Source organism: Streptomyces sp. NPDC058401, assembly GCF_042722885.1.
Taxonomy (GTDB): domain Bacteria; phylum Actinomycetota; class Actinomycetes; order Streptomycetales; family Streptomycetaceae; genus Streptomyces.
The window spans coordinates 1-12,240 of record NZ_JBHXKA010000185.1 but is presented as its reverse complement, the minus strand read 5'-3'; the positions used below and the strand labels follow the sequence as shown (position 1 = coordinate 12,240).

8 protein-coding genes and 2 pseudogenes are annotated in these 12,240 nt (G+C 71.0%); 7 read left to right on the top strand and 3 right to left on the bottom strand.

Annotated features, from left to right (window positions below):
* Together ACFWNV_RS36825 and ACFWNV_RS36820 are read left to right on the top strand one after the other, a co-directional pair.
* Nucleotides 1-378, top strand: a 378-nt coding sequence (locus ACFWNV_RS36825) for an MFS transporter (protein ID WP_383955756.1), incomplete at its 5' end; no start/stop codon positions are given.
* A 48-nt stretch (nt 379-426) separates the two neighbouring features.
* Nucleotides 427-1,647, top strand: a complete 1,221-nt coding sequence (locus ACFWNV_RS36820) for an aromatic acid exporter family protein (protein ID WP_383955753.1) — start codon at nt 427-429, stop codon at nt 1,645-1,647.
* An 80-nt stretch (nt 1,648-1,727) separates the two neighbouring features.
* Here the strand turns inward: ACFWNV_RS36820 and ACFWNV_RS36815 are convergent, their stop codons facing one another.
* The gene (locus tag ACFWNV_RS36815) at nt 1,728-3,182 is read right to left on the bottom strand and encodes a catalase (protein ID WP_383955751.1); all 1,455 of its coding nucleotides are present in this window, start codon (nt 3,180-3,182) and stop codon (nt 1,728-1,730) included.
* A 168-nt stretch (nt 3,183-3,350) separates the two neighbouring features.
* A pseudogene (locus ACFWNV_RS36810) lies at nt 3,351-3,683 on the bottom strand (substrate-binding domain-containing protein); the annotation flags it as partial.
* Between ACFWNV_RS36810 and ACFWNV_RS36805 the strand changes: the two are divergent.
* The 4 genes and pseudogenes from ACFWNV_RS36805 to ACFWNV_RS36790 all read left to right on the top strand — a co-directional run.
* Nucleotides 3,652-4,412, top strand: a pseudogene (locus ACFWNV_RS36805) (SDR family oxidoreductase); the annotation flags it as partial. The pseudogenes ACFWNV_RS36810 and ACFWNV_RS36805 sit on opposite strands and share 32 nt — an antisense overlap.
* A 1-nt stretch (nt 4,413) precedes the next feature.
* The gene (locus ACFWNV_RS36800; protein ID WP_383955748.1) at nt 4,414-5,892 is read left to right on the top strand and encodes a rhamnulokinase family protein; all 1,479 of its coding nucleotides are present in this window, start codon (nt 4,414-4,416) and stop codon (nt 5,890-5,892) included.
* A 381-nt stretch (nt 5,893-6,273) separates the two neighbouring features.
* Nucleotides 6,274-9,501, top strand: a complete 3,228-nt coding sequence (locus tag ACFWNV_RS36795) for a discoidin domain-containing protein (protein WP_383955745.1) — start codon at nt 6,274-6,276, stop codon at nt 9,499-9,501.
* A complete protein-coding gene (locus ACFWNV_RS36790) occupies nt 9,498-9,824 on the top strand; it encodes an L-rhamnose mutarotase (RefSeq protein ID WP_383955742.1) in 327 nt (108 codons plus the stop codon). Before ACFWNV_RS36795 ends, ACFWNV_RS36790 begins: the two co-directional genes overlap by 4 nt.
* 57 nt (nt 9,825-9,881) lie before the next feature.
* Here ACFWNV_RS36790 and ACFWNV_RS36785 read toward each other — a convergent pair whose 3' ends face one another.
* Entirely contained in the window at nt 9,882-10,379 is a 498-nt protein-coding gene (locus ACFWNV_RS36785; RefSeq protein WP_383955739.1) for a nucleoside 2-deoxyribosyltransferase domain-containing protein, read from the bottom strand.
* A gap of 138 nt (nt 10,380-10,517) precedes the next feature.
* On the opposite strand from ACFWNV_RS36785, the gene ACFWNV_RS36780 reads away from it, so the two are divergent.
* A complete protein-coding gene (locus ACFWNV_RS36780) occupies nt 10,518-12,191 on the top strand; it encodes an adenosine deaminase (RefSeq protein ID WP_383955736.1) in 1,674 nt (557 codons plus the stop codon).
* Nucleotides 12,192-12,240 lie beyond the last annotated feature (49 nt).

The window sequence follows — 12,240 nt, the reverse complement described above, 5'->3', positions numbered from 1 at the left end:
GCGGCCTCCACCCTGCCGGCGCTCTTCCCCACCCGCCTGCGGTACGGGGCCCTGTCGATCGCGTTCAACATCTCCGTCTCGCTGTTCGGCGGCACGACCCCGCTGTTCACCTCGGCGCTCGTCGAGGCCACGGGCAACGACATGGTCCCGGCCTACTACCTGATGGTCGCCGGTGTGATCGGCTTCGTCTCCACGCTCTTCCTGCACGAGACGGCGGGCAAACCCCTGCGCGGCTCCGGCCCCATGGTCGAGACGTCGGGCGAGGCGGAGCGCCTCGTGGCCCGCAGTCGCACCGCGGCCGGGCGCCAGGCCCGGGACGTCTGGATCCGGCTGCGGCACCCCTGGGCCCACCGGCACCCCGACGACCGTGACCGGTAGGGGCCGGTAGGGGGTGATGTTTCCCTGATGAGGGGGCAGGGGCCGTACATGTCAGACGCACTTGCCCCCCTTCTGGAACTCGTCCGACGGCACAGGGAGCCCGCCGTCGTCCAGGCCGTCCGCTCGACCGCGGCGGCCGTCGTCTCCTACGTCGTCGCGCTCCGCCTCAGCAGCGAACCGGCGCCGCTCACCGCGCCGCTGACGGCGCTTCTCGTGGTCCAGGTGACGCTCTACTCGACGCTCACCACCGGCGTCCGGCGCGTCAACGCAGTCGTCGCCGGGGTCCTGATAGCCATCGGGTTCAGCGCCCTGGTCGGTCTGACCTGGTGGAGCCTCGGCCTGATCATCCTCGCCTCGCTCGTCGTGGGACGCGTCGTGCGGGCCGGCGAGTTCGTCCCCGAAGTCGCCATCAGCGCCATGCTCGTCCTCGGGGTGACCCAGGTCGCGGACACCGCCTGGGACCGGGTCCTGGAGACCCTGATCGGCGCCGCGGTGGGCCTCGGCTTCAACGTCCTGTTCGTGCCGCCCGTCTGGATCCGGCCGGCCAGTGACGCGATCACCGACCTCGCCGCCCGCATCGGGACGCTGCTCGTGCACATCGGCAGCGAGTCCGGGAACGCCACCACCGTGGAGAAGGCGGCGGCCCGGCTGCACGAGGCCCGTCGGCTCGACAACGACATCTCCGAAGTCGACGCCGCCCTGCGGCAGGCCGAGGACAGTCTGCGCCTGAACCCCCGCGTGCGCGAAGGCGTCCTCTTCGGCCTCGTCCTGCGCACCGGCCTCGACACCCTGGAGATCTGCGCGGTGGTGTTGCGCGTGTCCTGCCGTACGCTCACCGACCTCGCGAAGGCGCACGGCGACGAACCGGCCTTCCCGCCACCGGTGGCCGCCGCCCTCCGGGACCTGTACGGGCACACCGCCGCGGCCGTCGAGTCCTTCGCGCAACTGATCACGGCCCAGGTGACCTCCAACGCCGAGGAGGCCGAGGGCAGACTCATCGAGGAGCTCGAAACCGCCCGGACCAGCCGCGGCCGGCTCGCCGGCCTGCTGCCCGGACAGATCGACCGCCATCCCGCCGAGTGGCAGCTCTACGGGGCGCTCCTCGCCGAGGCCGACCGGGTCCTGGACGAACTGAGCGTCGAGAAGCGCTCCGCGCGCCTCCTGGAGGAGCTGGACCGCCACGCCCACGAACGCCGTGCCCGCCACCCCCGGCTGGCCCGGCTCCGGGCCCGGCTCGGCCGCCGTGGCAAGGCCGTCGTCAACCGCTGACCGCACCGGACGCCGCCGAGGGCCCGAACCCCGTGGGGTTCGGGCCCTCGGCCGTACGCCGCTCCTCGCAAGGCTGCGCCTCAGAAGTGTGCGGCGATCTTGTCGCCGACCCCCTGGTCGATGGAGCGCCAGTACTGGAGGGCCCGTTCCAGGACGGGCTTGCTGACGCCGTCCGCCAGGTGTCCGGCGACGTTGGACACGAGCCGCTCGCGCGCGGCGTCGTCCATCACCTCGCGCACCAGCGTGCCCGGCTGGCCCCAGTCGTCGTCCTGGCTGCGCAGCGCGTACGCCTCCCGGACCATCTCGCCCGCCGAGGCCCAGCCCGCGGGCTCGCCGAAGCGGGCGGTGTCGGCGGCCGGGCCGCCGTAGGAGTTGGGCGCGTACGGCCGGGCCGCGTTCGATGCCTCGAAGCGCATCGCGCCGTCCTTCGCGTACGAGGACACCAGCGAGCGGGCCCGGTTGGGGGGCAGCTGGGTGTAGTTCGCGCCGACCCGGTAGCGGTGCGCGTCCGGGTAGGAGAAGAGCCGCCCGAGGAGCATCTTGTCCGGTGACGGCCCGATGCCCGGCACCAGGTTCGAGGGCTCGAAGGCGGCCTGCTCGATGTGGACGAAGTAGTCGTCCGGGTTCTTGTCGAGGGTCATCCGCCCGACCTCGATCAGCGGGTAGTCCGCGTGCGGCCACACCTTGGTCAGGTCGAACGGGTTGAACCGGTAGCCGGGCGCGTCCTCGAAGGGCATCACCTGCACGAACAGCGTCCAGCTCGGGGGCTCGCCGCCGGCGATCGCGTCGGTCAGGTCGCGGCGGTGGTAGTCGGGGTCCTCGCCGGCGATCCGGTCGGCGTCGGCCTGGGTGAGGAAGTCGATGCCCTGGTCCGTGTGGAAGTGGTACTTCACCCAGGACTTCTCGCCGGCGCCGTTGACCCACAGGAAGGTGTGGGAGCCGTAGCCGTTCATGTGCCGGTAGCTCTTGGGGATGCCGCGGTCGCCCATCAGCAGGGTGACCTGGTGCGCGGACTCGGGCGACAGGGTCCAGAAGTCCCACTGCATGTCGTGGTCGCGCAGCCCGTTGTCGGGGCGGCGCTTCTGCGAGCGGATGAAGTCCTGGAACTTGCTCGGGTCGCGCACGAAGAAGACCGGGGTGTTGTTGCCGACCAGGTCGTAGTTCCCGTGTTCGGTGTAGAACTTCAGTGCGAATCCGCGCGGGTCCCGCCAGGTGTCCGGGGAGCCCTGCTCGCCCGCGACGGTCGAGAAGCGGGCCAGCATCTCCGTGCGGCGACCTGGCTGGAAGACGTCGGCCTTGGTGAAGGCGCTGACGTCGTTCGTCACCTGGAAGACGCCGTACGCCCCGGCGCCCTTCGCGTGCACCACCCGTTCGGGTACCCGTTCGCGGTTGAACTGGGCCATCTTCTCGATCAGGTAGTGGTCCTGGAGGAGGATCGGGCCGTCCGGTCCCACGGTGAGCGAGTGCTCGTCGCTCTCCACCGGGATTCCGACGTTGTTCGTCGTGTACGGGGTCTGCTGCGCGTCCTGCGTCACGGGGCGTCCTCCCCAGAGGTTGGATGATCACCTTCCGGCGGGCGCCGGAAAGTCTCCCCCCGCCTACCCAGTCAACGCCGACCATGCGCCCCCGGCAACGCGAGCCGCGCGCGGCGCGGGTCCTGAGCGCGCCGGTGGGATTCCACGGCATCCTCGTGCCCACGCCGCTCAGCCGGGCGGCGGCACGACCAGCGTCGAACGCCGCACCACCAGCTCCGGCTCGAACACGACGTGCCGGTGCCGGTGGGCCGCGCCGCCCGGGCCGGTCTCCCCGACGAGCATCTCGGCCACCGTCCGCCCCATCGCCTCCGCGGGCCGGCGCGCCGAGGTCAGCGGTACCGCGGCTGCCGCGGCGAACTCGATGTCGTCGTAGCCGACGATCGCGAGGTCCTCGGGTACCCGCAGGCCCGCGGCGAACGCGGCCTGCAGCATCCCGAGGGCCAGCAGATCGTTCGCGCAGAACACCGCGGTCGGTCTCGGCAGCATCGGCAAGGCCATCGCGCACCGCCTGGCCGCCGAGGGCGCCTGCGTGGTCGTCGCCGAAGTCAACACCGCCACCGCCCGCGCCGTCGCCGACGAACTCGGCGGCCCGACCGGGCCGTGGCAGTCACCGTCGACGTCACCTCGGAGGAGCAGATCGCCGAGGCGTTCCGCACCGCGGTCCTCGCCTTCGGCGGTGTCGACCTGATGGTCAACAACGCGGGCATCTCCATCTCCAAGCCGCTGCTGGAGACCACCGCCGATGACTGGGACCTGCAGCACGCCATCATGGCCCGCGGCTCCTTCCTCTTCTCCCGGGAGGCCGCCCGCACCATGATCCGGCAGGGCCTGGGCGGCGACCTCGTCTACATCGCCTCGAAGAACGCGGTCTTCGCAGGCCCCGACAACATCGCGCACTCCGCCACCAAGGCCGACCAGGCCCACCAAGTCCGTCCTCTCGCAGTCGAGTTGGGCGAACACGGAATCCGCGTCAACGGCGTCAACCCGGACGGCGTGGTCCGCGGCTCGGGCATCCTCGCCGGCGGCTGGGGCGCCCGGCGCGCCGCCACCTACGGCATCGCGGAGGAGCAGCTCGGCGCGTTCTACGCCCAGCGCACCCTGCTCAAGCGCGAGGTGCTGCCCGAGCACGTCGCCGCCGCCGTCTTCGCCCTCACCGGCGGCGACCTCACCCACACCACCGGCCTCCACATCCCCGTCGACGCCGGCGTCGCCGCGGCCTTCCTGCGCTGAGGTGGCCGTGACGCCCCGCATCCCGCACGCCCCGGCCGCCTTCGCCGCGGCGGACCTCGGCGCCACCAGCGGGCGGGTGCTCGTCGGCCGGGTCGGCCGCGACCGCCTCGACCTCACCGAGACCCACCGCTTCGACAACACTCGCGTCCAACTCCCTGACGGGTTGCACTGGAACGCCCTCGGCCTCTACCAAGGCGTCCTGGACGGCTTCCGCGAGGCCGCCGCGCGCTGGGACCTCGCCTCCGTCGGCATCGACAGCTGGGCCGTCGACCACGGGCTCCTCGATGCCGACGGCGCGCTCCTCGGCAACCCGTTCCACTACCGCGACCCGCGCGGCGCCGCCGCCGTCGAGGCCGTCCGGGTCCGCCTCCCGGCCCGTGAGCTGTACCGGATCACCGGCCTTCAGCACCTGCCGTTCAACACGGTCTTCCAGCTCGCCGCCGAGAAGCACCTCGACCGCGCCCGCACCCTGCTCCTGCTGCCCGACCTGATCACCCACTGGCTCACCGGCACCCTCGGCGCCGAGGTCACCAATGCCTCCACGACGGTCCTGTACGACACCCGTACCGGCGCCTGGTCCGCCCCGGTCCTCGCCGCGCTCGGCCTGGACCCGGCCATCCTGCCCGCACTGCGCCGCCCCCGCGACCACGCCGGCACCGTCCTTCCGCACGTCGCCGCCGCCACCGGCCTGCGCTTCGACACCCCCGTGGTCGCGGTCGCCTCCCACGACACCGCCTCCGCGGTCGCCGCCGTCCCCGCCGAAGCCGAGGACTTCGCCTACATCTCCTGCGGCACCGGGTCGCTCGGCGGCCTCGAACTCGACGCGCCCGTCCTCACCAACGCCTCCCGCGCCGCCAACTTCACCAACGAACTCGGGAGCGACGGCACCGTCCGCTACCTGCGCAACATCATGGGCCTGTGGCTGCTCAGCGAGAGCCGCCGCACCTGGCGCGCCCGTGGCGAGGGGCACCACCTGCCCGAGCTGCTCGAACGCGCCGCCGCCGCCCGCCCGTTCGCGGCGCTCGTCGACCCCGGCGCCCCCGAGTTCCTCGCCCCCGGCGACCTGCCGGCCCGCCTCGCCGAGCACTGCGCCCGCACCGGCCGGCACCTGCCCGAGGACCAGGGCGCCGTCGTCCGCTGCATCCTGGAGAGCCCGGCCCTGGCACACCGTCACACCCTGTTCCAGGTCGCGCAGTTGACCGGCCGCACGATCCGCGCCGTGCATCTCGTCGGCGGCGGCAGCCGCAACGCCCTGCTGTGCCGGCTCACCGCCGACGCCACCGGCCTGCCCGTCATCGCCGGCCCCGCCGAGGCCACCGCCATCGGCAACATCCTCGTCCAGGCCCGCACCCACGGCCTGGTAGAGGACCGCGGCGCCATGCGCCGGCTGGTCGCCCGCACCCAGCGCCTGCGGCACTACGAGCCCGCCGGAGACCTCCGCGCGTGGGACGCCGGCGCCGCCCGCGTGGGGCTCGTCTGACCTGAGCCGCACGGCAGGGACGCGGTGTCACCTCCCGTCGTACCTGACTGTGACGGTCGGTCAAATATTGCTCAAGCCCGCATGGTTGTGGATCGTCAATTTGGAAATACTCCCTTTACCGAAGGGAAACGTGCTGGCCGCCAGGTGGCCGGGTGCACATATTCCCTATGTGACCGCGCGACCAGCGGCTCCCCTTCGTGTCATCCCCGACTTCGCTGTCACTGCTGTGAGCTGCCCGCACGCCATCACCAGGACTCCGAACAGCGAGGCCACGCGTCGACCGGAAGTCGCGCCGTAAAACAATTGCGGGCGGCCTGAACAGGTTTAGGAAAAGGCCCTGTTCGGCTCTCGAAGCCATTTCTCAGTGTTCGGAGGGTTTCCATGCGCACGCGTCGCCGTAGATCCCTGCGTCTCCTGGTGTGCCTGGCACTGTCACTGTCCGCAGTGCCGCTGACCGTCCTCGCCGGGCCTCGGGCCGGCGCTGCCGGCGGGCCGACGGTGTGGGTCCTGGACGCCACCGACCGGCCCTTCACCTCGACCACCCCGCCGGGCTGGGCGCCGACCGGGATCGAGCTGTACGCGGCCCGCAACGCCTACGAGGGGGCGCAGATCCTGGTGCGGTCCGGTTCGGCGCAGACCGGGGTGTCCGTCACCTCCGGGGCGCTGACCGGCCCCGGAGGCGCGTCCATTCCCGCCGCGAACATCACCACGCGCTACGAGTACAACCACCCGAACATCCAGAAGGTCGGCAACGTCCAGACCCCGCCCGACGGCGGGATCGCCTACTACGACGCGCTGATGAACAACAGTCCGCGGTCGGTGGCCGCGAACACCACGTACGCCTCGTACTACCAGGTCTACGTGCCGGCCGGTCAGGCGCCGGGCGTCTACACCGGCAGCGCCAGGGTGAACAGCAGCCTGGGTGCCGTCACGGTGCCGGTGTCGGTGACCGTGTACAGCGCCACGATCCCGCCGACCTCGCAGTCCACGTTCAAGATGAACAACTGGTTCTCCTCGGCGGGCTGGGACTACGCGGGCACCGAGGCGTCGATCCCGAACGTGTACGGCGTGCAGATGTACGACGCCGACTGGTGGACCGTCGAGGCCAACATCGCGGCGAACATGGCGCGGCACCGCAACAACGTGATCTACGCAGACGCGGTGGCCCTGCTGATCCCGGACACCACCGTCGACGCCGCGGGCCGCTTCACCTTCGGCTGGGCCACCTTCGACCGGTTCGTCAACCTCTTCGTCAGCGCCGGGGCCATGCAGTACCTCTACACCCCGACCCTGCTGGAGCCGCCCGCCTCCGGTCCGAACCTCGACACCCTGGTCCCGGTCAACGGCGTCAGCGGCGCGGTCAAGCACGCCCTCTGCCGGCCCGACTCCGCTCCGGCCAACGGCTGCCCGGACACCAACAACTGGTTGAAGCAGCTCTTCCCGGCACTGAAGGCGCACCTGGATGCCAAGGGCTGGACGAACAAGTTCTACATGAGCGCCCTGGACGAGCCCACCACCACGCAGCAGGCCACGGCCGCCAACTGGCTCTACACCCTCTACGAGCAGTACTTCCCGAACCCGCGTACCAACGAGGCGCAGCTGACCACCTTCACCGGGGACGCGGCTCATCTGTCGACGCAGACCCCGCTCTCGTCGAACTACGACGCGAACGTCGCGCTCTATCAGAGCTACCGGATCAGCGGGAAGGAGCTGTGGCTGTACAGCTGCATCCTCCCGCAGGGCTCGTACATGAACCGCTTCACCAGCAACTACCTCAGCGGGACCAGGCTCCTGCCCTGGCTGACCTGGAAGATCGGCGGCGAAGGCTACCTGCACTGGGGCTGGAACTACTGGCACGACGGCTTCAGCGAGCCGTACCCGGCCGCTGACACCTTCAACACCCCGCAGACCGGCGATAGTTGGCTGGTCTATCCGAACAAGGCCACCTACGGAATCTACGACAGCCTGCGCAGCGAGGCCCAGACCGCGGGCCTGCAGGACTTCGAACTGCTGCAGCAGCTGGCCGAGGTCAAGCCGCAGGCGGCACGCACCCTGGCCGAGACGCTGATCACCAACCCGACGGCGTACGACACCTCCGGGTGGAGCGTCGAGGGCCGGCACAAGCAGCTCCTCGACGAACTGGCCGCGGCCTCCGGTGACCTGGCGCTTCCGTTCACGGACGACTTCAGCGGCGGCGACCACTTCTGGACCCACACCCGGGGGACCTGGTCGACCAGTGGCGCCCGGTACACGCAGTCCGACGCGTCGGCGAACTGGGGGCACGTCTCCTACCTGCGCGGCCGGGGCTACACCGACGTCTCGGTCGGCGTGGACCTGCAGATCACCGGAGTGAGCTCGTCCGGCGGAAACACCAACTGGGCCGGTCTGATGGTGCGTTCGGCCAACGGCACAGACCTGGACTCCGGCTACCTGATCGCCCAGCGGGACAACGGCCAGGTGTTCGTCTACCGCAGCGGCACAAGGATCGGCCAGGCGTCCGTGCCCGGCTACGTGCCGGGACAGCGCACCCGCCTGCGCGTAGTGGCGCGCGGGAACACGCTGAAGGTGTACTCGGGGACCGGGCAGGCGCCGGTGCTGACCGTCACCGACGCGGCGTTCACCGCGGGCGACGTGGGTCTGGTCACCGGCGGCGCCAGCGCGAACTTCTGGAACGCCCGGATCATGCCGAGCTCTCTCGCCCCGGCGGAGAGTGCCGCCGTCACCGCCTCCAGCTCGTACGAGGCCGACGGCTGGGGTACCCGCTCGGTGGTCGACGGTCAGCGGCCGTCGGCGCCGAACGCTGCGGGGTGGAGCAGTTCCGGCAGTACCGCCACCAACCACACCGAGTGGGTGCGGCTTGACCTGGGCTCGAACCGGCCGGTGAGTCGGGTGGACCTCTACCCGCGCAGCGACGGAGCCAGCGCCGGTCAGGGCTTCCCGGTCGACTTCACCATCCAGACCTCCACAGACGGCACGAACTGGACCACGGTCAGCACCCGGACCGGGTACCCGAGGCCCGGCGCCACGGCGCGGACCTTCCCGTTCGCGACGGTCAACGCGCGCTACGTGAAGGTGACGGGGACCAGCCTGAGCACGGATCAGTTCGGTAGTTACCGGATGCAGTTCGCGGAGATCGAGGCCGTCGGCGGAGATCTGGCACTGGGCCGTACGGCGACCACCTCCAGCTCGGTCGAGTACCCCAACGAGGGCTGGCTGACCGCCAACCTCACCAACGGGACCCGTCACACGGACCTGTGGAACTCCTCGGGCTGGAGCAGCGCCGGGGCCGGCTCCCCGAACACCACGCAGTGGGCGCGGGTGGACCTCGGCGGCCCGTCACGGGTCAGTCAGGTCACGCTGTACCCCCGCGACGACATCCCGAACACCGGGCGCGGCTTCCCGTCGGCCTTCACCGTCCAGCTCTCGACCGACGGCACGAACTGGACCACCGTGGTGTCGAAGAGCTCGTACCCGCGCCCCGGAGCCGGCGGTCTCTCCTTCGCCTTCGCCGCCACCACCGCCCGGTACGTGAAGGTCAACGGCACCACGCTCACCGCCGACCAGTTCGGCGTGTACTACATGCAGCTGGCGGGGATCGGTGTCTCATGACGAAGCACCGGATCTGCTTCCTGCTCCAGGTGAGGGCCGAACTCGCCGACGAGTACCGCGAGCGTCACGCCAAGGTGTGGCCGGAGATGCTCGATGCCCTCCGGGCCACCGGCTGGACCAACTACTCCCTGTTCCTGCGCCCGGACGGCCTGCTCGTCGGTTACCTGGAGACCGAGGACTTCGACCGCGCCCGCGAGGCGATGTCCGCCACCGAGGTCAACGCCCGCTGGCAGGCCGAGATGTCCCGCTACTTCCAGCACCTGGACGGCACTCCGGCCGACCAGGCGATGGCACCGCTGACGGAGGTGTTCCACCTGGACTGAGAGCCCTGAGAGGAGGCACGTGACTCGTTGTCCGGCCCGCCGGTTCCTCGGGCCGGCCTACTGGGGGCCGGCCGTGACGACGGTGAGGGCGGCGGCCACCGTGTCGTACAGGGTCTGCGACACCGGCACGCCGTGCAGGCGGGCGACGTAGATCAGGTAGCGGTTGCGTTCGGGGTTGGGGCAGTTGGGCGGGCAGCCGAGGACCGCTCTGCCCGTGGTGACGTCGAGGCCGAACTCGACGTTGGTGGTGAAGCCGGGCAGGGACACGAGGTCCCGGGGGATCCAGAAGAGGATCGCGTCCGCTCGTCGGCGCGCTTCGGTCTCCCAGTCGACCTGATCATCGTAGTCGGCGGCCCGGAAACCGCCCCTGGATTCCGGGGTGAGGACGGTCAGTTGCTTTCGGCCGGTCCATTGGGCGGCAAGCTCGCCGATGGCGTCGGGCCGCCAGGAGGGAGCGGGGCTGTCGGAACGCGGGGTGGGGCCGGCGAGGAAGACGCTGGGCCCGGTGGCCGGCAGGGGTTCGCGGGCATAGACGAGGTTCGGGGGCAAGGTCATCGGGCTTCTCCGGTGTGCTCTGGGATCAGGGGCAGGGGCAAGCGGTCGGCACCGGTGTGGGGGTACGACTCGCACGTGAAGGTGAAAGACGGTCCGTGCAACCCTCCTACCCTTCGACGCGACGATGCTGACAGCCGAATGCGCCCGGCGGACGCCCGCCCGGCGCATTCGGCTGCGGCCCCGACAAGGAGGAACGATCCTGTGGGGAGTCTGTCGGGTGACGCTCGGCGGTGTTCGGCAAGTCAAGCCTTCGTGAGGCGGCGCCGTTCACCACGATGTGGCGGTGATTCCTGCCCACTTGATCGGGGCGTCTCCGCCCTGGTTCTGCTCGCCGGCACTCCCGCGTACGCAGCGCCCGCCTCTCCGCCCGACGCGCGTCCGGCCCCTGCCCCGCAGCGGCCGGGGGACTTCTTCACCGACCTTCCCAAGGGAGGTGACCTGCACAACCACCTGTCCGGCGCGGTCAGCACCGAATTCCTGATCGAACTCGCCGCCGGGGACGGCCTGTGCATCAGTACGGACACGACCACCGCGCTCCCGCCGCCGTGCGGACCGGGGACCCGCCCCGCCGCGGACGCCGTCACCGACGAGGCGTTCCGCGGGCAGGTGATCCGCGCCTGGTCGATGCAGGACTTTCCGGCCGACGGCAACGGCCACGACCACTTCTTCGCCACCTTCGGCAAGTTCGGCGAGGTGACCTGGCGCCATCCCGGCCGGTTGCTCGCGGAGGTGGCCAACACCGCTGCACGGCAGAACCAGTTCTACCTGGAGACCATGATCTCCCCGGCGTCGGACCGGGCCCGGAGCCTCGCCGACCGGGTCGGCTACGACGCCGACCTCGACCGCATGCACGACGAGCTCCTCGCGGGCGGGGGTCTCGACACGGTCGTGCGCCAGGCCCGAGCCGACGCCGACGCCACCGACACGGAGTTCAAGGCAGCCGCCCACTGTGACACCCCGCGGCCCGACCGGGCCTGTTCACTGCCGTACCGGTGGATCTCCCAGGTCGCCCGGCTCGGCAGCCCCGAGCGGGTGTTCACGCAGATGGCGCTCGGCATGCGGCTGGCGGAGCGGGACCCGCGCTTCGTCGCCGTGAACCTCGTACAGCCGGAGGACGGCGAGGTCGCGCTGCGCGACTACCGCCTCCACATGCGGATGCTGAACTACCTCAAGACCCAGTACCCGAAGGCGCACATCACCCTGCACGCCGGCGAGCTCGTACCGGGCCTGGTCAAGCCGGAGGACCTCACCTTCCACATCCGCGAGGCCGCCCAGACGGGGCGCGCCGAGCGGATCGGGCACGGTGTGTCCGTCCTGCACGAGGACCGCTGGGAATCCCTCATGCGCTACATGGCCGAGCGCCGCATCGCGGTCGAGGTCCCCTTCCACAGCAACGAGCAGATCCTGCGCGTCTCCGGTGACGCACACCCCTTCGCGACCTACCGGCGCTACGGCGTGCCGGTCGTCCTCGCCACGGACGACCCGGGCGTCTCCCGCATCGAGATCACCGACGAGTACCGTCGTGCCGCCGAGATGTACGGTCTGGGCTACCCCGAACTGAGGGACCTGGCCCGTGCGTCCCTGGAATACTCCTTCCTGCCCGGCCGCGGCCTGTGGAACCGCGACGTCCGCACCGGCTACAAGCCGACCGGACCCTGTGCCGGGGAACGCCAGGGCAACGACCGGCCGGGCGACCGCTGCGCCGGGTTCCTGGACCGCGATCTGAAGGCCCGGGTCGAGTGGCGACAGGAAGCGGCCTTCCACCGCTTCGAGGCCGCCCACGCCCGTTCGACCCGCCCCGCGAATCCCTGACCGGACCTTGACGGCCGGGTCGGGTCGGGCCGCCGGCGGGGTGTGCTCC